The sequence below is a fragment of the Streptomyces beihaiensis genome (assembly GCF_026274175.1).
Lineage (GTDB): Bacteria > Actinomycetota > Actinomycetes > Streptomycetales > Streptomycetaceae > Streptomyces > Streptomyces beihaiensis.
In genome coordinates this window covers 54,051-78,813 of sequence record NZ_JAPHNL010000332.1, presented here as the reverse complement: position 1 = coordinate 78,813, position 24,763 = coordinate 54,051, and the positions used below count along the sequence as shown (strand labels likewise).

20 protein-coding genes and 1 pseudogene are annotated in these 24,763 nt (G+C 72.0%); 14 read left to right on the top strand and 7 right to left on the bottom strand.

The features are described from left to right. Positions 1 to 94: 94 nt before the first annotated feature. From mce to OFY01_RS31065, 8 genes are all read left to right on the top strand, one after another. On the top strand, positions 95 to 535 hold the full coding sequence (mce, locus tag OFY01_RS31100; protein ID WP_266605622.1) for a methylmalonyl-CoA epimerase: 441 nt from the start codon (positions 95 to 97) through the stop codon (positions 533 to 535). Between the two features lie 232 nt (positions 536 to 767). Then, entirely contained in the window at positions 768 to 4,916 is a 4,149-nt protein-coding gene (gene scy / locus OFY01_RS31095; protein ID WP_266605643.1) for a polarized growth protein Scy, read from the top strand. Between the two features lie 194 nt (positions 4,917 to 5,110). Then, positions 5,111 to 6,049 (top strand): coiled-coil domain-containing protein, encoded by a 939-nt coding sequence (locus OFY01_RS31090; RefSeq protein ID WP_266605620.1) that lies wholly within the window; start codon positions 5,111 to 5,113, stop codon positions 6,047 to 6,049. A 140-nt stretch (positions 6,050 to 6,189) separates the two neighbouring features. Next, entirely contained in the window at positions 6,190 to 7,224 is a 1,035-nt protein-coding gene (locus OFY01_RS31085) for an ABC transporter ATP-binding protein (protein ID WP_266605641.1), read from the top strand. A 1-nt stretch (position 7,225) separates the two neighbouring features. Next, a complete protein-coding gene (locus OFY01_RS31080) occupies positions 7,226 to 7,996 on the top strand; it encodes an ABC transporter permease (protein WP_266605618.1) in 771 nt (256 codons plus the stop codon). A 210-nt stretch (positions 7,997 to 8,206) separates the two neighbouring features. Continuing rightward, positions 8,207 to 8,974 carry a hypothetical protein gene (locus tag OFY01_RS31075; protein ID WP_266605616.1) on the top strand — a complete coding sequence of 256 codons (768 nt, stop codon included), beginning with the start codon at positions 8,207 to 8,209 and terminating at the stop codon, positions 8,972 to 8,974. 137 nt (positions 8,975 to 9,111) lie between these two features. Then, on the top strand, positions 9,112 to 10,311 hold the full coding sequence (locus tag OFY01_RS31070; protein WP_266605614.1) for an ATP-binding cassette domain-containing protein: 1,200 nt from the start codon (positions 9,112 to 9,114) through the stop codon (positions 10,309 to 10,311). Next, positions 10,308 to 11,174, top strand: a complete 867-nt coding sequence (locus tag OFY01_RS31065; RefSeq protein WP_266605612.1) for an ABC transporter permease — start codon at positions 10,308 to 10,310, stop codon at positions 11,172 to 11,174. Before OFY01_RS31070 ends, OFY01_RS31065 begins: the two co-directional genes overlap by 4 nt. Before the next feature lie 140 nt (positions 11,175 to 11,314). Here OFY01_RS31065 and OFY01_RS31060 read toward each other — a convergent pair whose 3' ends face one another. Continuing rightward, on the bottom strand, positions 11,315 to 11,641 hold the full coding sequence (locus OFY01_RS31060; protein WP_266605610.1) for an ATP/GTP-binding protein: 327 nt from the start codon (positions 11,639 to 11,641) through the stop codon (positions 11,315 to 11,317). A gap of 226 nt (positions 11,642 to 11,867) precedes the next feature. On the opposite strand from OFY01_RS31060, the gene OFY01_RS31055 reads away from it, so the two are divergent. Next, positions 11,868 to 12,950, top strand: a complete 1,083-nt coding sequence (locus OFY01_RS31055) for an LLM class flavin-dependent oxidoreductase (protein WP_266605608.1) — start codon at positions 11,868 to 11,870, stop codon at positions 12,948 to 12,950. 116 nt (positions 12,951 to 13,066) lie between these two features. On the opposite strand, the gene OFY01_RS31050 is transcribed toward OFY01_RS31055, so the two are convergent. Continuing rightward, positions 13,067 to 13,459, bottom strand: coding sequence for an SCO5389 family protein (locus OFY01_RS31050; protein WP_266605606.1), 393 nt, complete (start codon positions 13,457 to 13,459; stop codon positions 13,067 to 13,069). Between the two features lie 302 nt (positions 13,460 to 13,761). On the opposite strand from OFY01_RS31050, the gene nucS reads away from it, so the two are divergent. After that, a complete protein-coding gene (gene nucS, locus OFY01_RS31045) occupies positions 13,762 to 14,433 on the top strand; it encodes an endonuclease NucS (RefSeq protein ID WP_266605604.1) in 672 nt (223 codons plus the stop codon). Positions 14,434 to 14,725: 292 nt separating this feature from the next. Here the strand turns inward: nucS and OFY01_RS31040 are convergent, their stop codons facing one another. The 4 genes and pseudogenes from OFY01_RS31040 to OFY01_RS31025 all read right to left on the bottom strand — a co-directional run. Beyond that, positions 14,726 to 17,221: an ATP-binding protein gene (locus OFY01_RS31040; RefSeq protein WP_266605602.1), complete on the bottom strand. Its 2,496-nt coding sequence runs from the start codon at positions 17,219 to 17,221 to the stop codon at positions 14,726 to 14,728. 267 nt (positions 17,222 to 17,488) lie between these two features. After that, the gene (locus OFY01_RS31035) at positions 17,489 to 17,812 is read right to left on the bottom strand and encodes an STAS domain-containing protein (protein WP_266605600.1); all 324 of its coding nucleotides are present in this window, start codon (positions 17,810 to 17,812) and stop codon (positions 17,489 to 17,491) included. A 130-nt stretch (positions 17,813 to 17,942) separates the two neighbouring features. After that, positions 17,943 to 18,794 carry a 3-hydroxyacyl-CoA dehydrogenase family protein gene (locus OFY01_RS31030; RefSeq protein ID WP_266605599.1) on the bottom strand — a complete coding sequence of 284 codons (852 nt, stop codon included), beginning with the start codon at positions 18,792 to 18,794 and terminating at the stop codon, positions 17,943 to 17,945. A 157-nt stretch (positions 18,795 to 18,951) separates the two neighbouring features. Beyond that, positions 18,952 to 19,365 (bottom strand): annotated as a pseudogene (locus OFY01_RS31025) (TetR/AcrR family transcriptional regulator); the annotation flags it as partial. Positions 19,366 to 19,476: 111 nt separating this feature from the next. Here OFY01_RS31025 and OFY01_RS31020 point away from each other — a divergent pair. After that, the gene (locus OFY01_RS31020; protein ID WP_266605597.1) at positions 19,477 to 20,049 is read left to right on the top strand and encodes a cob(I)yrinic acid a,c-diamide adenosyltransferase; all 573 of its coding nucleotides are present in this window, start codon (positions 19,477 to 19,479) and stop codon (positions 20,047 to 20,049) included. Here OFY01_RS31020 and OFY01_RS31015 read toward each other — a convergent pair. After that, positions 20,046 to 20,603, bottom strand: a complete 558-nt coding sequence (locus OFY01_RS31015) for a hypothetical protein (RefSeq protein WP_266605595.1) — start codon at positions 20,601 to 20,603, stop codon at positions 20,046 to 20,048. The genes OFY01_RS31020 and OFY01_RS31015 overlap by 4 nt on opposite strands. 163 nt (positions 20,604 to 20,766) lie before the next feature. On the opposite strand from OFY01_RS31015, the gene OFY01_RS31010 reads away from it, so the two are divergent. The 3 genes from OFY01_RS31010 to OFY01_RS31000 all read left to right on the top strand — a co-directional run bounded on the left by OFY01_RS31010 (position 20,767) and on the right by OFY01_RS31000 (position 24,681). Then, a complete protein-coding gene (locus tag OFY01_RS31010; RefSeq protein WP_266605593.1) occupies positions 20,767 to 21,960 on the top strand; it encodes a sensor histidine kinase in 1,194 nt (397 codons plus the stop codon). Further along, positions 21,957 to 22,643, top strand: a complete 687-nt coding sequence (locus OFY01_RS31005; protein WP_266605591.1) for a response regulator — start codon at positions 21,957 to 21,959, stop codon at positions 22,641 to 22,643. The genes OFY01_RS31010 and OFY01_RS31005 overlap by 4 nt, the downstream gene beginning before the upstream one ends. 178 nt (positions 22,644 to 22,821) lie before the next feature. Further along, positions 22,822 to 24,681: a glycoside hydrolase family 18 chitinase gene (locus OFY01_RS31000; protein WP_266605589.1), complete on the top strand. Its 1,860-nt coding sequence runs from the start codon at positions 22,822 to 22,824 to the stop codon at positions 24,679 to 24,681. Positions 24,682 to 24,763: the final 82 nt, after the last annotated feature.

Genomic DNA, 24,763 nt, shown 5'->3' with positions numbered 1-24,763 from the left:
CGAATGTACTGAGCGGTACCCCGCGCGTCATCGGCCGACAAGTGTGATCGCGCGCACGTTGCGTAACCATGCCGGGCCGCGCTGCACTGGCAGCATGCTGACACGAATCGACCACATCGGGATCGCCTGCCACGACCTCGACGCGACCGTCGAGTTCTACAAGGCCACGTACGGCTTCGAGGTGTACCACTCCGAGGTCAACGAGGAGCAGGGCGTGCGCGAGGCCATGCTCAAGATCAACGAGACGAGCGACGGCGGGGCCACCTACCTCCAGCTGCTCGAACCGACCCGTGAGGACTCGGCGGTCGGCAAGTGGCTGGCCAAGAACGGCGAGGGTGTGCACCACATCGCCTTCGGCACCGCCGACGTCGACGCGGACGCCGCCGCCATCAAGGACAAGGGCGTACGCGTCCTCTACGACGAGCCGCGGCGCGGCTCGATGGGCTCGCGGATCACGTTCCTGCACCCCAAGGACTGCCACGGCGTCCTGACCGAACTCGTCACCGCGGCGTCCCAGGACTCGATCGAGCACTGACTGCTCGTTATCCGTGCCGGTAGGGTTGGGGGGCGGCTGCCGTCTCCAACGGCCAGTCGTGGGCCGGGGTCCGGGTGTCGGGGATCGAGGGTCGGGGCGGTCGGGCGGTCGGGCACCGCGCGCGGACGCGCCGACGCATTCGATCTGACACCATTCCCCGGGGGCCCCGATCGGCGGATGTTCGGGGCTCGTAAGGAAGAACTTGCGACCAGGGGACGGATGGGACCGCGCAGTGCGGGGCTACGAGAGCCAGGACGGCCGACGGCCGGCTGAGACCGACCATCTCTCGCGGTTCGAGGCCGAGATGGAGCGGCTGAAGACCGAGCGGGAGAAGGCCGTCCAGCACGCCGAGGACCTCGGCTACCAGGTGGAGGTGTTGCGCGCCAAACTGCACGAGGCGCGCCGCACTCTCGCGACCCGTCCCGCGTACGACGGCGGCGACATCGGCTACCAGGCCGAGCAGCTCCTTCGGAACGCGCAGATCCAGGCCGATCAGCTGCGCTCGGACGCCGAGCGCGAGCTGCGCGACGCCCGCGCGCAGACCCAGCGGATCCTCCAGGAGCACGCCGAGCAGCAGGCCCGCCTCCAGGCCGAGCTGCACACCGAGGCGGTCAACCGGCGCCAGCAGCTCGACCAGGAGCTGGCCGAGCGCCGCCGCACCGTCGAGACGCACGTCAACGAGAACGTGCAGTGGGCCGAGCAGCTGCGTGCCCGCACCGAGCAGCAGGCCCGCCGTCTGCTCGACGACTCCCGTGCCGAGGCCGACCAGGCCCTGGCCGCCGCGCGCGCGGAGGCCGAGCGGATCACCGGCGAGGCCCGCAGGCGCCTGGCCGACGAGGCGGAGGCGACGCGCGCCGAGGCGCAGTCACTGCTCGCCCGTGCCCGCCAGGACGCCGAGCGGCTGCTGAACGCCGCGTCCGCGCAGGCCCAGGAGGCCACCGACCACGCCGAGCGGCTGCGCTCGTCGGCCACCAGCGAGTCCGACGCGGCCCGCCGCGAGGCCGCCGAGCTGACCCGTACCGCCGAGCAGCGCGCCTCCGAGGCGGACACGGCGCTGCGCGAGGCCCGCGCCGAGGCCGAGAAGGTGCTCGGCGAGGCCAAGGAGTCCGCCGCCAAGCAGCTGGCGTCCGCCGAGGCGACCTATGAGCAGCGCACCCGCACCGCGAAGGAGCAGGTGGCGCGGCTGGTCGAGGAGGCCACCAAGGAGGCCGAGGCCACCAAGGAGCAGGCCGAGCAGGTCGTCGCCGACGCGAGGGCCGATGCCGAGAAGCTGATCGCCGAGGCCAGGGAGAAGGCCCGTACGGTCACCGCGGAGGAGACCGCGGGCGAGCTCGCCAAGGCCGCGCGCACCGCCGAGGACGTCGTCAACAAGGCGTCCGAGCAGGCGAAGGCGACGACGAAGGCCGCGACCGAGGAGGCCGAGCGGATCCGCTCGGAGGCCGAGGCGGAGGCGGACCGGCTGCGCGCCGAGGCGCACGACGTGGCCGAGCAGCTCAAGGGGGCGGCGAAGGACGACACCAAGGAGTACCGCGCCAAGACCGTCGAGCTGCAGGAGGAGGCGCGGCGGCTGCGCGGCGAGGCCGAGCAGCTGCGGGCCGAGGCCGTCGAGGAGGGCGAGCGGATCCGCGCCGAGGCGCGCCGCGAGGCCGTCCAGCAGATCGAGGAGGCGGCCAAGACCGCCGAGGAGCTGCTCGCCAAGGCGAAGGCCGACGCCGACGAGCTGCGCAAGGACGCGACGACCGAGTCCGAGCGGGTGCGCACCGAGGCGATCGAGCGAGCCACGTCGCTGCGCAAGCAGGCCGAGGACACCCTTGAGCGCACCCGTGCGGAGGCCGAGCGGCACCGCACCGAGGCCGAGGAGCAGGCCGAGCGGACCCGCGCCGGGGCGGAGGACGCCGCCCGCGCCCTCAAGGAGGAGGCCGAGACCGCGATCGCGGCCCGCCGGGAGGAGGCGGCCCAGGAGCTGACCCGCCTGCGCACGGAGGCCGAGGAGAAGGTCGCAGCGGCCGAGACGGCGCTGGCCGACGCGCGCGCGGAGGCCGAGCGGCTGCGGGCCGAGGCGGCGGAGGAGACGGAGCGGCTGCGCGCGGAGACCGCCGAGCGGGTCCGCACGCTCCAGGCGCAGGCCGAGGCGGAGGCGGAGCGGCTGCGCACCGAGGCCGCGTCGGACGCGTCGACGACCCGTGCCGAGGCGGAGGACGCGGCGGTGCGGCTGCGCACGGAGGCGGCGGCCGAGGCCGAGCGGCTCAAGACGGAGGCGCAGGAGTCGGCCGACCGGATTCGCGGCGAGGCGCGTACGGCGGCCGAGCGGATCTCCGAGGAGGCCGCCGAGACGCTCGCCGCGGCGCGGGAGGAGGCCGACCGGCGCAGGCGCGAGGCCGAGGAGACGCTGGGCAGCGCGCGTCAGGAGGCCGACCAGGAGCGGCAGCGGGCGAGCGAGCAGAGCGAGGAGCTGCTCGCCGTGGCGCGCTCGCGGGTGGAGGAGGCGCAGGCGGAGGCCGTCCGTCTCGTCGAGGAGGCCGACCAGCGGGCGAGCGAGACGGTCTCCGCCGCCGAGCAGACCGCGCAGCAGGTGCGCGACTCCGTCGCGGGCCTCCAGGAGCAGGCCCAGGAGGAGATCGCCGGGCTGCGCTCCGCCGCCGAGCACGCGGCCGAGCGGACCAGGACGGAGGCGCAGGAGGAGGCCGACCGGCTCCGCGCCGACGCGGCCGCCGAGCGCGAGCGGGCGAGCGAGGACGCGACACGGGTCAGGGCCGAGGCGAACGCGGAGGCGGAGGCCGCCAAGGCGCTCGCCGAGCGGACCGTGACGGAGGCGCTGGCCGAGGCGGAGCGGACCCGCACGGACGCGGCCGAGCATGCCCAGCAGGTCCGTACGGAGGTGGCCGAGCACGCGCAGCGGGTCCGCACCGAGGTGTCCGACCTGCGCGCGGCCGCCGACCAGGACGCGTCGCGCACCCGCGCGGAGGCCCGCGAGGACGCCAACCGGATCCGTTCGGACGCGGCCGAGCAGGCGGACACGCTCATCGGTGAGGCGCGGTCCGAGGCCGAGCGGCTCGAGCGGGAGACGACCGCCGAGGCGGACCGGGTCACCGCCGAGGCCGCGGCCAAGGCCGAGAAGCTCGTCGGCGACGCCACCGAGGAGGCCGAGCGGCTGCGCGCCGAGTCGACGGCCGCGGCGGAGCAGTTGACCGCCGAGACCCGCGCCGAGGCCGACCGGGTCAGCGCCGAGGCCATCGCCGAGGCCGGACGACTGGTCGGCGACGCCACCGAGAACGCCGAGCGGCTGCGCACCGAGTCGACCGCGGCGGCCGAACGGCTGACGACCGAGACCCGCGAGGCGGCGGACCGGGTCACCGCCGAGGCCGCGGCCAAGGCCGAGAAGCTCGTCGGCGACGCCACCGAGGAGGCCGAGCGGCTGCGCGCCGAGGCCGCCGAGACGGTCGGTTCGGCGCAGCAGCACGCGGAGCGGATCCGTAGCGAGTCCGAGCAGGTCAAGGCGGACGCGGCGCGGGAGGCCGAGCGCATCACCGGCGAGGCGCGCGAGGAGGCCGAGCGGACCCTGGACGAGGCCCGCAAGGCCGCCAACAAGCGGCGCAGCGAGGCCGCGGAGCAGGTCGACAAGCTCATCACGGAGTCGACGGCCGAGGCCGAGAAGCTGACCCGTGAGGCGCGGGAGGCGGCGCAGAAGAAGACCGCCGACGCCGAGACGCAGGCCGACACGATGGTCGGCGCGGCCCGCAGCGAGGCCGAGCGGCTGGTGTCGGAGGCGACCGTCGAGGGCAACTCGATCGTGGAGAAGGCCCGTACGGACGCGGACGAGTTGCTTGTCGGCGCGCGCCGGGACGCCACGCAGATAAGGGAGCGCGCCGAGGAGCTGCGCGACCGCATCACGGCCGAGATCGAGGAGCTGCACGAGCACGCTCGCCGCGAGTCCGCGGAGACGATGAAGAACGCGGGCGAGCGCTGCGACGCGCTGGTCAAGGCGGCTGAGGAGCAGCTCGCCGAGGCGCAGGCGAAGGCCAAGGAGCTGCTGTCGGACGCGAATTCGGAGGCGGGGAAGGTCCGCATCGCGGCGGTCAAGAAGGCGGAAGGTCTGCTCAAGGAGGCCGAGCTGAAAAAGGCCGGGCTCTCCCGCGAGGCGGAAAAGATCAAGAGCGACGCGGAGGCGGAGGCCGCCGCCATGATCGAAAAGGGCCAGCGCGAGCTGGACGTGCTGGTCCGGCGCCGCGAGGACATCAATGCCGAGATCTCCCGTGTCCAAGATGTTCTCGAAGCGTTGGAATCCTTTGAGGCACCGTCCGGTTCGGGCAAGGACGGTGGCGTCAAGGCCGGTGCGGCGGCCGGTGCCACACGATCGGGTGGCAAGGGGTCCGAGACCTAGCCAAGACGGCAACTTTCGTGCTGGGACGGGACCTTCGGCCTCCGTTCTGGCAAGCCCTCCGGGGGTTACGCCACTCAAAAGGGGTCACATTCTCCAACCGAAGCCAGATCAAACGGGCATCTGCTCGATGACACGCCGTTCGGGCCTCTAGGATTCCCTCTATCACCTCACCGGTCTCTTTCGACAGGAACCCCATGAGCGACACTTCCCCCTACGGCTTCGAGCTTGTGCGGCGTGGGTACGACCGCGCTCAGGTGGACGAACGTATTTCCAAGCTCGTCTCCGACCGTGACAGCGCTCTTGCCCGCATCACTGCTCTGGAAAAGCGCATCGAGGAGCTGCACCTCGAGACCCAGAACGCCCAGGCCCAGGTCGACGACGCCGAGCCGTCGTACGCGGGTCTGGGAGCGCGCGTCGAGAAGATCCTGCGCCTCGCCGAGGAGGAGGCCAAGGACCTGCGCGAGGAGGCCCGCCGGGCCGCCGAACAGCACCGCGAGCTCGCCGAGTCGGCCGCCCAGCAGGTGCGCAACGACGCGGAGTCGTTCGCCGCCGAGCGCAAGTCCAAGGCCGAGGACGAGGGCGTCCGGATCGTCGAGAAGGCGAAGGGCGAGGCGAACGCGCTGCGCGCCGAGGCGCAGAAGGACGCCCAGTCCAAGCGCGAGGAGGCCGACGCCCTCTTCGAGGACACCCGCGCCAAGGCCGCCCAGGCCGCCGCCGACTTCGAGACGAACCTGGCCAAGCGCCGCGAGCAGTCCGAGCGCGACCTGGCCTCGCGTCAGGCCAAGGCCGAGAAGCGCCTCGCCGAGATCGAGCACCGCGCCGAGCAGCTGCGCCTGGAGGCCGAGAAGCTGCGCACCGACGCCGAGCGCCGGGCCCGCCAGACGGTGGAGACCGCGCAGCGCCAGGCCGAGGACATCGTGGCGGACGCCAACCAGAAGGCCGACCGCATCCGCTCGGAGTCCGAGCGCGAGCTGGCCGCCCTGACCAACCGCCGCGACTCGATCAACGCCCAGCTGACCAACGTCCGCGAGATGCTGGCGACGCTGACCGGTGCGGCTGTGGCCGCCGCGGGCGCGCCGGCCGGCGAGGACGAGCCGATCAGCCGCGGGGTTCCGGCCCAGCAGTCCCGTTGAGGCGCTGAACCGCTGAATCACCGCTGTAGGCGGTCCGCACAGCACGACCCGAACCCCCTGCCGCTCCTGAGTGGCAGGGGGCTTTCGGCCGATTTAACGTATCGGCATGATCGAGACATCGGCATGATCGGGGGATGGACATGATCGAGCTCGACGGGCTGACGAAACGGTTCGGCACGAAGACCGCCGTCGACCACCTCACCTTCAGCGTGCGGCCCGGCATCATCACCGGTTTCCTCGGCCCGAACGGCGCGGGGAAGACCACCACGATGCGCATGGTGCTCGGCCTGGACAACCCGACGTCCGGCTCGGTCCTGATCGACGGCAAGCGCTACGACCAGCTCAAGGACCCGCTCACGTACATCGGCGCGCTGCTCGACGCGAAGGCGATGCACGGCGGCCGCAGCGCCTACAACCATCTGCTGTGCCTGGCTCAGTCCAACGGCATCCCCAAGGCGCGGGTCACCGAGGTCCTCGACACGGTCGGTCTGACGGCCGTGGCGCGGAAGAAGGCCAAGGGGTTCTCGCTCGGCATGGGCCAGCGCCTGGGCATCGCGGGCGCGCTCCTGGGCGACCCGCGGATCCTGATGTTCGACGAGCCGGTCAACGGCCTCGACCCCGAAGGCATCCACTGGATCCGCAACCTGATGAAATCCCTCGCCGCGGCGGGCCGTACGGTCTTCGTCTCCTCGCACCTCATGAGCGAGATGGCGCTCACCGCCGACCACCTGGTCGTCATCGGTCAGGGCAGGCTGCTCGCCGACACGTCCATGGCGGACTTCATCCGGAACAACTCACGCAGCTACGTGCGGCTGCGCTCGCCGCAGCGCGAGCGGCTGCTCGACGTGCTGCACGAGGCCGGCATCACCGTCGTCGAGACCGGCTCCGGCGCGCTGGAAGTGGACGGCGGCTCCGCCGAGCAGCTCGGCGAACTCGCCGCGAGCCACCACCTCACCCTGCACGAGCTCAGCCCACAGCAGGCCTCCCTGGAAGAGGCGTTCATGCGGCTCACCGCCGAATCGGTGGAGTACCACGCGCACTCGGACCCGCACCGCACCCTTGAACCCGGCCAGGCGGCCGAGCCCCATCGGGCGGCAGAGCCCCACCAGGCGGCAGCGCCCGAAAGTCAGCCGTGGGGCTCCTCCTGGCAGCAGAAGAACCGGAAGGGGGCCTGAGATGGCCGCGGCCCAGGTCCTGCGCTCGGAGTGGACCAAGCTCCGGTCGGTGAACTCGACCGCGCTCACACTCGGTCTGGCCATCGTCGTCTCGATCGGCCTCGGCATGCTCATCAGCGCCCTGGTCAACAACGACTTCAAGAAGATGTCCGTCGCGGACCGGCTGTCCTTCGACCCGACGTTCGTCTCCTTCAGCGGTCTGACCCTCGGCCAGCTGGCCATGGTGGTCTTCGGCGTCCTGGTGGTGGCGAGCGAGTACAGCACCGGCATGATCCGCACCTCACTCGCCGCTGTGCCGCAGCGCGGCACCTTCCTGTTCAGCAAGATCACCGTCGCCACGCTGCTCGCCCTCGCCGCCTCTCTGGTCACCAGTTTCGCGGCGTTCCTGCTCGGTCAGGTCATGCTCGGCGACCACAGCACGACCCTGGGCGCGCCGAACGTGCTGCGCGCGGTGTTCGGCGCGGCCGTCTACATGACGCTCATGGCGGTGTTCTCCATGGGCATGGCGGCGATCCTGCGCTCCCCCATGCTCTCCCTGGGCATCCTGATGCCGTTCTTCTTCCTGGTCTCGCCCATCCTCGGCTCGGTGTCCGCGACGAAGAAGGTCGCCCAGTACTTCCCGGACCGGGCGGGCCAGAAGATGATGCAGGTGGTGACCCCACCGAACGACGTCGCCCACTACGGCCCGTGGGGCGGCCTCGGAATCCTGCTGGCCTGGGTGGCGGCGGCGCTCGTCATCGGCTACGCGCTGCTGAAGAACCGGGACGCGTAGCCGCCCCCCTCCGGCCCCCTCCGCCCCCGTCGCCTCGCTCTGCGCCTCTCCGGGGTCCCCATTCCCGTCCCTGTCCGCGCTCCCGCAGCCCCTCTTCGCGTTCCCGCAGCCCCTCTCCGCGTTGCGTTCGCGTTGTCCCGTACGTGCTGTCCCGTACGCGCTGTCCCGTTCGCGCTGTCCCGTTCGCGCTGTCCCGTACGCTGCCGGGCCATGGCGCTCACCGACCCTCTCCGCACCCTCGCCGCGCTCGGCCACGACACCGTGCCCGCGCTCGTCCCGCTGAGCTATCCGGGCCGCCCGGCCACCGCCCCGTCGCTGCTCCTGGGCGACGAACTCCTGGACCTCGACGTACGCGGCCCGGACCCGGCCCGCTGGACCGTCCCCGGCCGAGGCCCGCTCGACCGGCTGCTCACGGCGGCGGGCGGGGCCGGCGCGGCGGAGCGCACCCCCGTGGTGGCGGTCGGCTCCAACGCGGCCCCTGCCCAGGTCGCGTACAAGCTGCGCCGGACCGGGCTCCCGGTGGCCGTGCCGATGGTGCCGTTGCCGGTCGACGGGGTGGCGGTCGGCTGCTCCGCGCACATCGGGCTGCGCGGTTACGTGGCGGCGGCGCCCTACCCGGCGCCGGCCGAGAGGCGCACGCTCGTCGTGTCGTGGCTGGACGCGGAGCAGCTGGCGGCGGTGGACGCGACCGAGGAGCCGAACTACCGGCGGGTACCCCTGGGTCCTGCGGGCGGGCTCCAGCTGTACGTGAGTGAGCACGGCGTCCTCGTCGATCCCGGCACCGGTGCGCCCCGGCCGGGCGGCGGGGACCAGGCGGCGCTGCTGCGCACGCTCTTGGCGGGGTCGGCGGCGCTGCGGACGCTGCTCGGGCCCGAGCCCGAGGACTGGGTACGGGCGGCCGCCGCCTCCGCGTCCGTACGGGAGGAGGGCACGCGGTTGCTGCACGGGCTGCCGCGGACGGCCTCGGGCCCCCGCTGAACCGCCCTCCGGACCCCGCCGGGCCGCTCCCGGGCCTTTGCCCTCTCTTGGCCGGAACCGTCAGCGGCTGGATATCCTCCTAACTCTTACGGGGGCTCGCGCCCCGACCGTCACGAACCTTCCGATGGGTGCGGAGAATGATCGAGGCAGTCGGCCTGACGAAGCGCTACGGCGCCAAGACGGCCGTGTACAACCTTTCCTTCCAGGTGCGGCCGGGGACCGTCACCGGCTTCCTCGGACCGAACGGCTCCGGCAAGTCGACCACGATGCGGATGATCCTCGGCCTCGACCAGCCGAGCGCCGGTCACGTGACGATCGGCGGATACCCGTACAACAAGCTGCCCAACGCCCCGCGGCAGGTGGGCGCGCTGCTGGACGCGAAGGCGATGCACGGCGGCCGAGCCGCCCGTAACCACCTGCTGTGCCTGGCGCAGCTGGCCGGCATCCCGGCCCGCCGGGTCGACGAGGTGCTCGGCGTGGTCGGCCTCCAGGACGTCGCCAAGAAGCGCTCCAAGGGGTTCTCCCTCGGCATGGGGCAGCGGCTCGGCATCGCCGCCGCGCTGCTCGGCGACCCGCAGGTGCTGCTCTTCGACGAGCCGGTCAACGGCCTCGACCCGGAGGGCATCCTCTGGGTCCGCAACCTGATGAAGTCCCTGGCCGCGGAGGGACGCACGGTCTTCGTCTCCTCCCACCTGATGAGCGAGATGGCGCTGACCGCCGAGCACCTCATCGTGATCGGGCGCGGGCAGCTGATGGCCGACATGAGCGTGCAGGAGTTCATCGCGCGCAACTCGGCCGACTTCGCCAGGGTCCGGGTGCCCGACGGTCCGGACGCCGGGGGCGCCGCGCGCGAGAAGCTGACCGCCGCGCTCACCGAGGCGGGCGGCCAGGTGCTGCCCGAGCAGGACGGGGCGCTGCGCGTCACCGGTCTGCCGCTGCCCCGGATCAGCGACCTGGCGCACGGCGCGGACGTACGGCTGTGGGAGCTGTCGCCGCACCAGGCTTCGCTGGAGGAGGCGTACATGCGGATGACGCAGGGCGCGGTCGACTACCGGTCCACCACCGACCAGCGCGCCGGGCTCCAGCAGCCGCTGCCGCCGGGGGCCGTGCCGCCCGCGCAGATGCCGGTGCCCGGCCAGGGCCAGTCTGGCTGGTACGCCCCGCCGCCGCCCCAGCCGCACCAGCCCGGACAGCCGATGCAGCAGGTCCAGCAGGTCCAGCAGGTCCAGCAGGGTCACAACCCGTACGCCGCGCCCCAGCAGCCGCCCGCCGGCCCGGCCCCGACGACTGCCCCCGCCCCGGCCCCGGCCCCGACGATGGACAAGGACGCCCGATGAGCACGCCGCCCCCGCCCTCCGCCGCCCCGCAGCAGCAGCCTCCGGTACTGGCCGGGCCCGGAGCCGGTTACGCCTCGCCGATCCCGGTGCGCCGCGCGCACCTGGGCGACGCGCTCGCCTCGGAGTGGACGAAGATCCGTACGGTGCGCTCCACGATGTGGACGCTCGGTGTGATGATCCTGCTGATGCTCGGCATCGGCTTCGCCGCGGCGGCCGCCGTCTCCGCGTCGGACGCCGAGCCCCCGTCCGGCTCCGATCTGCTCTCGCTCGGGTTCTTCGGCGTGCTGCTCGGCAGCATCTGTGTGATCACGCTGGGCGTTCTGACCATCGCGTCGGAGTACGGCACCGGCATGATCCGTACGACGATGACGGCCTGCTCAAGTCGGAACCGGGTGCTCGCCGCGAAGGCGATCGTGTTCTTCGGTCTCGTCTTCGTGCTGACCACGCTGATGGCCGCGCTGGTCGCCGTCATCCAGTCGGCGATGGTGGACTCCGCGGGCTCGCCCAGCGGTTCCGCGTGGTTCAAGGCGACCGTCGGCGTGGGCCTGTTCGTGGCGCTGCTCGGGCTGCTCGGCCTCGCGGTCGGCACGCTGGTGCGGCACTCGGCGGGCGCCATCACGATCATGATCGGTCTGGTGCTGCTGCCCCTGGTGCTCGCGCTCTTCATGTTCGCGTCGTCGCTGCACTCAGTGCGCCAGGCCCTGCTCGAATACTCGATCCCCAGCCAGCTCATCGTGCTCTACGGCAACTCGCTCGGCGGTGGTTCGGGCCCCACCGGCTGGGAGCCGCTGTGGATCGTCGGCGGCGCCACGGTGGTGGCGCTCGGCGCGGCGTTCTTCACGCTCAACCAGCGTGACGTGTAGTCGGCGACGTGTGGTCGGCGACCTGTAGTCGGCGACGTGTGGTCGGCGACCTGTAGTCGGCGACCTGTAGTCGGCGACCTGTAGTCGGCGACCTGTAGTCGGCGACGTGTGGTCGGTGACGTGTGGTCGGTGATGTGTAGTCAGTAGCGCGGTGCGTTCCGGGACCGCTGTGCCTTCGTGGTGCGGCGGTCCTTCGCGTTCCAGCACGCCTTGTGCCAGTGCCTGCGGTCGTCGACGCCCGCGTACTGCGGCCAGGCCACCACGTGCGCGACACCGGAGGGGATCAACTGGTCGCAGCCGGGGCAGCGGTAGGTCTTGCCCGCGGCGCTCGCGCCCGCGACATGCCGCACGCTCCAGTCCTCGCCCTGCCAGCTCTCGGTGGACTCGAAGCCGCCGTAGCGCCGCCCCTCGTCCTGGCTGCTGTTGGGCGATCCGCCGGCCTTCGGGCGGTTGCGGCGCGGGGACACGGCTCACCTCACGGGATACGTGGACGACACGGAAAAAGGGGTTGCGCCCAGCGTACGCCGATGATCCGGGGGTATCCGACGGTCAGCGGCGCGCGTGCGCGAACCCTGCATCGCGGCGCGCTGCCGAAAATCCGCCAATCTTCCCGCCATGCCGTGCCCTTGGCACTTGTCAGCCGTTGTTGCCTTCAGGGGAATGCCCGCGTCGTCACCAAGGAGCAGGAGTGCGATGCGTGTAGGAACGTTTGTACTGGCCGCCCAGTTCCCGGGTCAGGGGCCCGGGGAGGCGCTGCACCGTGCGGTGCGGTCGGCGGAGGTCGCCGAGGAGGCGGGGCTTGATTCGGCCTGGCTGGCCGAACATCACTTCGTGCCGTACGGGACGTGCCCGTCGGCGATCACCCTGGCCGCCCTGCTGCTCGGCCGCACGCGGCGGCTGCGGATCGGCACGGCGGTGAGCGTGCTGCCGACGACCCATCCGGTGGCGCTCGGCGAGCAGGCGGCGCTGTTGCATCTGACTTCCGGCGGCCGGTTCTCCCTGGGGGTGGGGCGCGGCGGGCCCTGGGTCGACCTGGAGGTGTTCGGCACGGGCGTCGAGGCGTACGAGACGGGCTACCCCGACGCGCTGGACCTGCTGCTCCGCTGGCTGCGCGAGCCGCGGGTGGGCGGGGACGGCGGCGACGGCGGGCGGTTCGCGTTCCGCGAGGTGCCGGTCGTGCCGCGGCCCGCGGAGGCGATAGACGCGTACGAGACGGAAGGGGCGGAAGGGGCGGACGAGGCGGCGGGCGGGCAGCAGGGCCCCGAGGTCCTGGTGGCGTGCACGTCGCCGCGATCGGTACGGATGGCCGCCGAGCGGGGCCTGCCGATGCAGCTGGGCATGCACATCGGGGACGAGGAGAAGGCCGAGATGGTGTCCCTGTGGCGGCGCTGCGCGCGCGAGGCGGGGCGCGGCGCCGACGAGATCCTCTCGGCGCCCCATGTCTCCGCGGGCGTGGTACAGATCGGCGACAGCGACGCGGAGGCCGGCGAGACGCTCCGCAAGACGATGCCGGGCTGGCTCAAGCAGGGTCTGGACGCCCATGTCACGGTCGACGGGCGCGCGCGGTCGATGCGCGACCCCCACGCGTACACCGATCTGCTGTGCGGTCTGCACCCGGTGGGCACGGCGCAGCTGTGTGCGGACCGGCTGACGGCCACGTCCGAGCGGACCGGCATCACCAGGTTCGCGCTGCTCGTCGAGGGCTCCGGCGATCTCGCGGCGACGGAGGAGAACGTACGCCGTCTGGGAGCCGAGGTGCTGCCGCAACTCGGCTGATACGCCCGATGCCCGACTCTCGGAGCCGCACCACATGGTGCTTGCCGCCCGGTACAGATGCACCTCCCGCGTACGGGGCGGCAAGCAGGGACGGTTACGCCGTCAGTCGCCGGCCGTCAGCAGTCACGCAGTTCGGGTGACTGGTTGAGCAGCTGGTTGCGGACCGAGGTGAAGCGGGTCAGCGTCTCGTCCACCGACGGGTCGAGCGGGAACACCGCGACCCGGTGGCAGTTCTGGAACGCGAGCCGGACACCGAAGTGCCGCTGCAGAGCGCCGCGTATGGCATCGCTCGCGAGCGCACGCAGCAGCTGACCGCGTGCCTGCTCGTCCGGCGGCGGCGTCTGGTTGTCGGCGAACTGGCCGCCGTCGACCTTCAGCTGGGCCACCAGGGAGCTGATCATCTCCCAGGCATAGGGCAGGGAGGTCCGGACGCAGTCGACGAAGTCGGCTTCGTCAACCTCGCCTCGCTCGGCCTGTTCCAACAGTGCCGGTGAGACGTCGAGCGACATGGGTTCTCCTCTCGCACCCCCGGGTATGCGGGGGTTGACGGACAGGTCTGGAGAGCACGGCGCATACACCCCATCGAGCACACGGGCACGCAGCGTGCACGCGTCGCGACCTCCCGCTTCTACGGTATGCAACGTATCCGAACGACAACAGGGCGTAACGCGTAAGCCTCGTGCACAACCGGCCATTGCCGAACGGGAGGTATTGGGCGTATCGGATGTGGCGCGAGTGACAGTCAAGCCGGCGGCCGCAGCGGACCTCGCGAATCGCGTGGAGCGGGGGGTGTCGAGTAGCGTTGCCCACCATGCGTCTCGTCATCGCCCGTTGTTCCGTGGACTACGCGGGCCGTCTCACCGCCCACCTTCCGTCGGCCCCCCGCCTCATCCTGGTGAAGGCGGACGGCAGCGTCTCCGTCCACGCGGACGACCGGGCCTACAAGCCCCTCAACTGGATGTCCCCGCCCTGCACGTTGAAGGAGGGTTCGGGTGACGAGGAAGGCACCTGGACCGTCATCAACAAGGCGGGCGAGAAGCTCATCATCACGATGGAGGAGATCCTCCACGACTCGTCGCACGAGCTCGGCGTGGACCCGGGCCTCATCAAAGACGGCGTGGAAGCGCACCTCCAGGAGCTGCTTGCCGACCGTATCGAGACCCTCGGCGAGGGGTACTCGCTGATCCGCCGCGAGTACATGACGGCGATCGGCCCGGTCGACATCCTGTGCCGGGACGGCGGCGGGCAGACCGTGGCCGTGGAGATCAAGCGGCGGGGCGAGATCGACGGCGTCGAGCAGCTCACGCGCTACCTGGAGCTCCTGAACCGCGACCCGCACCTGGCCCCCGTGCGGGGCATTTTCGCGGCCCAGGAGATCAAGCCGCAGGCCCGCGTGCTGGCCACGGACCGGGGGATCGGGTGCGCGGTCCTCGACTACGACGCGCTGCGCGGCATCGAGGACGACAAGCTGCGGTTGTTCTGAGTCTCTGGGTTTCTGCTTCTGGTTCCGGTTCTGCTTCTGGTTCCGGTTCCGGTTCTGCTTCTGGTTCCGGTTCCGGTTCTGCTTCTGGTTCTGGTTCTGCTTCAGGTTCTGGTTCTGCTTCAGGTTCTGGCTCCGGCGCTGGCTCAGGCACTGGCGCTGGCACTGGCACTGGCACTGGCACTGGCTTCTGAGTCTTCACGAGCCGCGGGCGCGTCTGCCCCTGCGTCATGCGCGCGTCCGCGGCTTTGCCATCACTGAGCACGCGGTTCCCCGCGCCCCCCTTGGTAGTCCGTCAGATCACCGACGGCTTGGAGTCGGTCGGGGAGGTCGTGGCGGAGGCTCCGGCCGCCGGTCCCGAGGCGGATGTGTCGGAGGACGACTGACCGGGGGTCGGCGTCATCGAGGGCGGCGAAGAGCTGTCCGACGACGACGGGCTGGACGACGTCGTGGGCGACGGGGCCGAGGGAGAGGTCGTCGAGGTCGTGGACTGCGAGCTCGATGGGTGCGTGGGCCCCGGCGTCGTGCTCGGGGAGGTCGTCGGCGAGGTCGTCGGGGCATCCGGCGACGACGAGGATCCCGTGGGGCCGGTCGACGGTGTCGTCGAGGCCGTGCCGGACGCGGACGGCGTCGGGTCGTCGGAGGTGCCCGGTGTGCCGTCCTTGCCGGGGTCGGCCTGGCCGGTGCTGCCGGGATCGGCCGTGTCGGCGCCGAGGTCGCCGCCGCTGTCGCCCACGGACGCGGACGGGTTGGAGCCGACCGTGCCGGCCGGCGGCTGCTCGTCGCCGGACATCGCGCCCACCGCGACGACCGTGCCGAGGACCGCCGCGAGCAGCGCGCCCGCGCCCGCCGCGACCAGGTTGCGCCGGGTGCCGAGGGCGACGGCGCGGCGCGTGGGCACCTTCCGGTCGTCGGCGGCCGGGCCACCGGTGACCCTCGGCAGCCGGGTCGTGGGGGCGGCGGCCTGCCGCGTCACCACGGTCTCCGCCTCGTCGGCGGGCGCGGGCGGCGCCGGTGGCGCGAACTCCTCGTACGGGGACCGCGGCACCTCGCCGGACCGGTCGGCGACCAGGGCGAGGGCGCGGCGTCCGGCGATGGTGCCCCGCTTGTCGGAGAGGGCGCCACGCAGCCCGATGGACGCCTCCAGTTCGGCACGGGCCCGGTCGAGTTGACCGCCGAGCAGGGCGAGGATGCCCAACTCGTGGTGAAAGTAGGCCTGTTCCGGTACGGCGCCGGTGCGCAGCGCGGCCTCCTGCCCGGACCGCAGCGCCCGCTCCCACGCACTCCAGGCGAGCCCGGCGGCGAGCGCGGGCGCGACGGCGCGGGCCAGCTCGACGGCGACGGCGGGCTCGTCGCCCGCCAGGCGGCGCGTCCGCGGCACGAGGGCGGTGAGCGCGGCGAGTACGGCGTCGGCCTCCGCGGCGACGCGCTCGGGCGCGACCGACGGGTGCGCGACCCACCAGGCGTAGTGCCGCCCGGCCGCTTCGGCGTGGTCGTCGGTGTCGTCGCCGTAGCCGGCGGCGAGCAGCTGGGTGCGGACGCCGGACGCCAGGCGGTAGCGGCGGCCGACCGGGGTGACGAGGGCGCAGGAGACAAGCTCGGCGAGGGCCGCGTCGGCGTGGGTGTCGCCGACGAGCGCGGGCAGATGGGCCTGGTGCGGGATCTCTCCGCCGAGCGCGACGGCGAACCGCAGAGTGGTCCGCGCGGACTCGCTCAGGCGTGACGCGAGCAGCGCGACCGGTGCGGCGCCCTCGGCGAGCGTGGGCAGCGGGGGCTCGTCCGCGCCAAGGTCCGTACCGGACTGCGTGCCAGGCTCCGCTCCGAACTCCGTGGCCGGCTCCGCGGGGAGCTCGTCGCGCTGTCGCAGCAGCGCACCGGCCTGCACGAACCGCAGCGGCAACCCTTCGGACTCGAACCAGAGGTCGCCCGCCCAGTTCGCCTCGTCGTCGGTGAGCACGCGGCCCAGCGTGCGTTCCAGCAGTTCGAGGCCCGCGCCGCGGCCGAGGCCGCCGAGGTGGATCTCTTCGATGTGCGAGTCGGCGGACGGCCGCGGCACGTCGGGCGTGGCGGAGAGCAGGAAGGCGCACTCGGGCGTGGCGTCGAGCAGTTCGTCGAGGGCGGCGCCGCCGAACTCCAGGTCGTCGAGGACGACCACGGCGCCGATGTCGCGGACAAGTTCCAGGAGCAGCGGGCGGTCGGGGCGGTGCAGCGGCGCCTTGTAGACGGCTGCGAACAGGTCGTACAGGACGTCGGTCGCGGAGCGCTGGTGGCCGCTGAGGCGGACGATGCCGTCGGGCGCGAGGTCCGCGCAGTCGTCGGCGACCTGGTCGAGGAGCGCGGTGCGGCCGGAGCCGGAGGGCCCGGTGAGGCGGACGGAGCGGCCGCGCGCCAGGAACCGGACCAGCCCCTCGCGCTCCTCCTGGCGTTCCAGGAGCGGCAGCCGGGGCAGCGCGGGCCCCGCGGGCAGCGGCGCGCGGGCGGCGCGCGCGAGTTCGGCGCGGTCCGCGGCGTCGTACCTGACGGGTCTGCCGGGGCGCTCCCCCGGCGGGCAGGGTTCGATCTCGCTGCCGTCGACGGGGTTGACCGTCAGAAGCGAGTCCCCGCACACGAGCTGGACGGTGCGGGTGAGCGCGGGCAGGGGCGCGGGCTGCCCGGAGTCGGGCGTGGCGGTGTCGCGCGGCGGGCGCCGCGCGGCTTCGTGGCCGTGGTGCGCGCCGTCGTCGGCTATGCCGCCGCCGTCGTCGTTGCGGTCCTGGCCGAAATCTTCCGGCTCCCGGTTCATCGGGTCCATGGTGAAAGCCCCCAAAAGCGTGGTGCGCCGCTTGCCCCTCCCGGCCTGTGCACACTTCGCTGTCGCTTCTGGTCCGGTGCCCGCGCGCGGGTCTCGTTCTTCGTCTTCTTCGTTTCGTCTTCATCGCGGGCGACCGAACCCTAGACGCTGGCCCAGTATCTCCGCACGGCCGGGGTACCGGCCCGCCCGAGACGTCACGGTCTCGTGAGGATTGTTCGCCCGCTGCCCGGAACGAACGATTCGTCCCGGCCGGGCGGCGCGCGCCCGTCACACGCGCGGCAGCGACTCCAGGCCGATGCCGCCTTCGATGGCGAGGATCCGGTGCAGCCGCGTGGCCACCAGGAGCCGCTGCATCTGGGGCGGCACGTCCCGCAGGACGAGCCGCCTGCCGCAGCGGCCGGCGCGCCGGTGGGCGCCCATGATGACGCCGAGCCCGGTCGCGTCCCAGGAGTCGAGCCCCGACAGGTCGAGGACCAGGTCGCCCCGGCCGTCGTCGACGGCGGTGTGCAGGACCGTACGGGCGTCCGCCGCGCTGCGGACGTCGAGGCGGCCCCCGACGACCAGCTCGGCGTGGTCGCCCCTGATGTACATATGCGCTCCCCGAAACGAGAGGTTTCCATGTGATCTGGGTATGTCACTGCAACTGACTGGCTTGAGGGGCCAGAAGTTGCCGTCTGTAAGCGAACCGATACCGAATTCACCCCTGGGGGTGATACTCCGTTCAGTCGTGCCGGTAGAACCCCTGCCCGCTCTTGCGGCCGATGTCACCCGCGTCCACCATGCGGCGCATCAGCTCCGGCGGGGCGAACTTCTCGTCCTGGGACTCGGTGTAGATGTTCTCGGTCGCGTGCAGCAGGATGTCGACGCCGGTGAGGTCGGCGGTGGCCAGCGGGCCCATGGCGTGCCCGAAGCCGAGCTTGCAGGCGATGTCGATGTCCTCGGCGGTGGCGACGCCCGACTCGTACAGCTTGGCGGCCTCCACGACGAGGGCGGAGATCAGCCGGGTGGTGACGAAACCGGCGACGTCACGGTTGACGACGATGCAGGTCTTGCCGACGGACTCGGCGAACTCCCGTGCGGTGGCGAGGGTTTCGTCGCTCGTCTTGTAGCCGCGCACCAGCTCGCACAGCCGCATCATCGGCACCGGCGAGAAGAAGTGCGTGCCGACGACCCGCTCGGGGCGCGCCGTGGCCGCCGCGATCTTGGTGATCGGGATGGCCGAGGTGTTGGAGGCGAGCACGGTGTCGTCCCGCACGATCTTGTCGAGCGCGCGGAAGATCTCGTGCTTGACCTCCAGCTTCTCGAAGACGGCCTCGACGACGAGGTCGGCGTCGGCGGCGGCGTCCAGGTCGGTGGTCGCGGTGATCCGGCCGAGCGCCGCCTCGGCGTCGGCGGCGTCCAGCTTGCCCTTGCCGACGAACTTGTCGTACGACGCCTTGATGCCGTCGGTGCCGCGCGCCAGGGCCTCGTCGGTGACGTCGCGCAGGACGACGTCCCAGCCCGCCTGGGCGGAGACCTGAGCGATGCCGGATCCCATGAGACCGGCCCCGATGACGGCGAGCTTCCCTGCCACGTGCGACTCCCCTTACGCCTGACGCATACGACTTGACCACTGTTTACGTTGCTCTTGTCCGGACCTTAGCGCTCGGGCGGGGGCGTGTGACCGGTAAGAGATGCGCGTCACGTCTCGAATGACGGACATCACACCAAGACGGCCCACAAGGGGCTCATCAGGCGTCACGTACGGCGTAGTTGAGTACCTTTTCGCTCAAGAGTTCCTCGATGTCGTCGATGAGGACGAGGACTTCCCGGGAGACCTCGGCGGGGTCGCGGCCCTTGCCCGTCTCCTGGTTGATGACGTCCATCACGGTGTGATGGACCCAGTTGATCTGAGCGGCCATCAGGGTCGGCAGCGGGTCGCCGTCGTCGGCGCCGGTCTCCTCGCGCAGCGTCGTCTCCAGCCTCTCCTGGACCTCCGTCTGGAAGCCCCACAGGCGGGAGCGGAGCGCGGGCGCGTCCCGGATGACCCGGAGAAAGCGGTCGTAGCCCCGCATCAGGCCGACGCGCGCCGAGACCGACTCGGCCTCGCCGCGGAACTCGCGCAGCACCGCCCGGGCGGCCGACTCGCCGATGTCGTGGGGCCGGCCGTGAGCATCGGCACACGTGTCTTCCGCCGGCCGCGGCACGGGGGCGGTCCGAAGGGCTTCGTGCAAGGGTGGCGGTGGGTGACGGGCGGGAGTAACTACTCTGACGGCATGGTCAACCTGACGCGCATCTACACCCGTACCGGAGACAAGGGCACCACCGCCCTCGGCGACATGAGCCGCACCGCCAAGACCGATCTGCGGATCGCGGCGTACGCGGACGCCAACGAGGCCAACGCCGTCATCGGCACGGCCGTCGCGCTCGGCGGACTCGACGAGGAGGTCGTGAAGGTCCTGACGCGTGTGCAGAACGATCTGTTCGACGTGGGCGCCGATCTGTCGACGCCGGTCGTCGCCGAGCCCGAGTTCCCGCCGCTGCGCGTCGAGCAGTTCTACATCGACAAGCTGGAGGCGGACTGCGACCGGTTCAACGCGGACCTTGAGAAGCTGCGCTCGTTCATCCTGCCGGGCGGCACCCCGGGCGCCGCCCTCCTCCACCAGGCATGCACCGTGGTGCGGCGCGCCGAGCGCTCCACGTGGGCGGCGCTCGAAGCGCACGGCGAGACGATGAACCCGCTCACCGCGACGTACCTCAACCGCCTCTCCGACCTTCTGTTCATCCTGGCCCGCACGGCCAACAAGGAGGTCGGCGACGTGCTGTGGGTGCCGGGCGGCGAGCGCTAGGAGCCACGGGAGTCCCTGGTCACCGCAGGGGGCCTCTTCGGGAACAGGGTGTAGCTCAGCGCGATGACCACGTTGATCGCGATCAGGAACAGCATCCGCTGCTGCCACCGCACGAGCGATCCGGTGTCCCCGCCCCCGCCCACGTACCAGACAGCGCCCTGCAGCAGACCGATCGCGATCAGCGAGGCGAGCACCCAGCGGGCGGCGACCTTCCACTCGTGGAGCGCGCGGGCGGCCCCGTACTTCGGTGTCGAGGGCGGCGGGCCGCCCGCGAAGCGGTGGGCCACGCGGACGTCGAACCACTTGATCGTGGAGTGGCCGAGCGCGATCGAACAGCCGATGTAGACGGCGGCCAGCCCGTGCTTCCAGTCGGGCTCGGCGCCGTTCTTCAGGTCGACGGCCGTCACCAGGAACAGCACGACCTCCAGGAGCGGCTCGCACAGCAGCACGGCGACGCTCGCGCGCGGCAGCTTCGCCCAGTAGCGCAGCGCGAGACCGGCGGCCAGCAGCACCCAGAAGCCGACCTCGCAGACGACGATCAGCGTGACGATCACGGTGGGCTCCTCTCTGTTCTCCCTTCCAGGCTGGTCGCCGAGCGGCCCGCGTTCGTCGTCGCCGGTGACGAAGTGCGACTGCGTCCTTCGATGTACCGGCGTCCGGCCCGCTCTCCTCCCGCCGCACCATGCCGCCCCCGCCCCGTGCGTGTTGGATGGAGCCATGCACGTCCCGCTGCCCCGACCGCACCGCGACGACGCCCGTATCGCCGTCGGCGGGCTGCTGGGTGGGCTCGCGCTGTGGGGGCTCGGGCTCGCCCTGAACACAGGGCGGCCGCTGGGCGGCGCCTGGGTGCTGCTCCCCCTCGTCGCCATGTCCGCCCTGGAGCTGTCGCGCCGCACCCGCCCGGGGTTCTCGGCGCTCGCGGGCACCCTGGTCCTCGCCGCCGACCAGTTCACCCAGGGCAGCCTGGCGACGCTGCTGATGTTCACCGACCTCATGTACGCGGGCGCGCTGTACGGATCACGCGCCCTGGCCCGCCGCCTCCCCCTGGTCACCGGCCTGGTCACGGTCGGCGCGACCGTCGGTTCGCTGGCCTGGCTGCGGCGGCCCGAGGCGCTGCTGATCGGCGCCGCCGTCGGGCTCGTCGCCTTCGGGCCCGCGGTGACCGGCGTGCTGGTGCGCGGGCACCGCGACACCGCCACGGCGGAGCGGCTGCGTGCCGAGCAGACCGCCCTGCTCGCCGAGGTGGACCGGGTGCAGGCGGTGACGGCGGAGCGCGCGCGGATGGCCCGTGAGCTGCACGACATGGTGGCCAACCACCTCTCGGCGATCGCGATCCACTCGACGGCCGCGCTCTCCATCGACGACCCGGCCACCACGCGCGGCGCCCTGGAGACCATCCGCGAGAACAGCGTGGACGGCCTGGCCGAGATGCGCCGCCTGATCGGCATCCTGCGCGACGCGGGCTCGACCAGCGACCCGGCCGAGCCCGCTGTCGTGCCCACCCTGGACGGCCTGGCCGCCCTCGTCGAGAAGTCCCGCGGCACCGGTCTGGACGTCACCCTGACGGTGACCGGAACGCTGGGCGGGCTGCCCGCGCCGGTCGGGCTCGCCGCCTACCGGATCGTCCAGGAGTCCCTGACCAACGCCCTCAAGCACGCCGGGCCGGGCCGCGTCGCGGTTGTGGTCGTGCGGTCGGACGAGCGGGTCGACGTGCGGGTCACCAGCCCGTACGACGACGACCGTGACGGGCAGCCGCGCGCGCCGGGCTCCGGGGCCGGGCTCGTCGGCATGCGCGAGCGCACGGCGTTGCTCGGCGGGACCTTCGAGGCGGGGCCCGCCGACGGCCCGGCCTGGCAGGTCCGGGCGACGCTGCCGCTCGAACCGCCCGCCCCGCAAGGAGAGGCCGCATGAGCCGTGCGAACACGACCGGCGCGACCGGCGTGCCCCGCCCGACCCGCGTGCTCGTCGCCGAGGACCAGTCCGCCGTACGCGCCGGACTGGTGCTCATCCTGAACAGCGCGCCCGACATCGAGGTCGTCGGCGAGGCCGAGGACGGTGAGCGGGCCGTCGCCCTCGCCCGCGAGCTGCGGCCCGACCTGGTCCTCATGGACGTACAGATGCCGCGGCTCGACGGTGTCGCGGCCACGCGCGCGGTGGTCGGGGAGGGGCTTGCGGACGTGCTGGTGCTGACCACCTTCGACCTCGACGCGTATGTCTTCGGGGCGCTGCGCGCGGGCGCGGCCGGATTCCTGCTCAAGAACGCCGACGCTAAGGACCTGCTCGATGGCGTACGGACGGTCGCGCGCGGCGAGGGGCTGATCGCGCCCGCCGTGACCCGCCGCCTGATCGCCGAGTTCGCGGCGGGCCCCGCCCGTCCCGAACCGCCCACCGCACCCCCGCAGTTGGCGACGCTGACGCGGCGCGAGCGCGAGGTCCTGGGATGTCTTGGCGAGGGGCTGTCCAACGCCCAGGTCGCGGCGCGCCTCGACATGGCGGAGGCCACCGTGAAGACCCATGTGAGCCGCCTCCTGGGCAAGCTGGAGCTGCGCAGCCGGGTTCAAGCGGCTGTTCTGGCGCGGGAGTTGGGGCTCTGACCGGGGCGTTCGGTAACTTGGCCGAAACCCGCAATTGGTTTAGACCTTGACCGTTGGTCCAGACCTTTCTATTCTCGCCGCACTGCGGTGAGCACACCCCACGCACCACGTGCTCACGGGCGTCGCAGGGTTCCACCTCTCCCCCGTCACGGACCCAGGACCACCCGAGGAGCAGCAGATGCAACCGACGGACCTCGCCAGAAAGAGACTTCGGCACAGACTCGGCGCCGCGCTCGCCACGCTCGTACTTCCCGCCGCGGCCCTCGTCTCCCTCGCCGGACCCTCGCAGGCCGCGACCACGGCCAGCCAGGTCACCGCCACGTACACCAAGACCCAGGACTGGGGCACCGGCTTCGAGGGCAAGTGGACCATCAAGAACGGCGGCAGCACGTCCATCAGTTCATGGAGCGTCGAGTGGGACTTCCCCTCCGGCACCAAGGTCACCTCCGCCTGGGACGCGACGGTCACCAACTCCGCCGACCACTGGACCGCCAAGAACGCCTCCTACAACGGGACGATCGCCCCCGGCGCCTCCGTCTCCTTCGGCTTCAACGGCTCCGGCTCCGGCGCCCCCTCCGGCTGTCTGATCAACGGCGCCTCCTGCGACGGCGGTGACGTGCCCGGCGACTCCGCCCCCTCCGCCCCCGGCACCCCGACCGCCTCGGACATCACCGACACCTCGGTGAAGCTCAGCTGGGCCGCCGCCACCGACGACCACGGCGTCAAGAACTACGACGTGCTGCGCGACGGCACCAAGGTCGCCACGGTCACCGGCACCACCTACAGCGACACCGGCCTGACCGCGGGCACCGACTACTCGTACACCGTCCAGGCCCGCGACACCGCCGACCAGACCGGACCGGTCAGCGGCGCGGTGAAGGTCCACACCACTGGCGGCGGAACCACGCCTCCCCCGCCGTCCGGCGACACCGTGAAGATGGGCTACTTCACCGACTGGGGCGTCTACGGGCGCAAGTACTTCCCGAAGAACATCGTCACATCCGGGTCGGCGGCCAAGCTCACCCACATCAACTACGCGTTCGGCAACGTGACGAACGGGCAGTGCGCCATGGGCGACTCCTACGCCGACACGGACATGGCCTACACCGCCGACAACAGCGTCAGCGGCGTCGCCGACACCTGGGACCAGCCGCTGCGCGGCGCGTTCAACCAGCTTCGCGAACTGAAGGCCAAGTACCCGAACATCAAGATCCTCTGGTCGTTCGGCGGCTGGACCTGGTCCGGCGGGTTCGGCCAGGCCGCGCAGAACCCGGCCGCGTTCGCCGACTCCTGCTACAAGCTGGTCGAGGACCCGCGCTGGGCCGACGTCTTCGACGGCATCGACATCGACTGGGAGTACCCGAACTCCTGCGGCAAGAGCTGCGACACCAGCGGTCCCGAGGCATTCAAGAACGTGATGGCGGCCCTGCGCGCCAAGTTCGGCCAGGACAAGCTGGTCACCGCCGCCGTCACCGCCGACGGCACCTCCGGCGGCAAGCTCGACGCCGCCGACTACGCGGGCGCCGCGCAGTACGTCAACTGGTACAACGTGATGACGTACGACTTCTTCGGCGCCTGGGCCAAGACCGGCCCCACCGCCCCCCACTCCCCGCTCACCTCGTACAACGGCATTCCGACGGCCGGCTGGGACACCGCCGACGCCATCGCCGCGTACAAGGCGAAGGGCATCCCCGCGAGCAAGCTGCTCATCGGCATCGGGTTCTACGGCCGCGGCTGGACCGGCGTCACCCAGGACGCGCCGGGCGGCACCGCGACCGGGCCCGCCGCGGGCACGTACGAGCAGGGCATCGAGGACTACAAGGTGCTCAAGACCAAGTGCCCGGTCACCGGGACGGTCGCCGGTACGGCGTACGCGCACTGCGGCAGTGACTGGTGGTCCTACGACACCCCGAGCACCATCGCCGGGAAGATGAGCTGGGCCAGGAACCAGAACCTGCGTGGCGCGTTCTTCTGGGAGTTCTCCGGGGACACCCCGAACGGTGAGCTGGTGAGCGCGATCAACTCCGGGCTGAGCTGAGGCTCTGCGAGCCCCCGCGCACGGAAGCCGGGTGAACGGGTACGTCCCCCGTTCGCCCGGCTTCTTCCTTGACTCGTCGGCG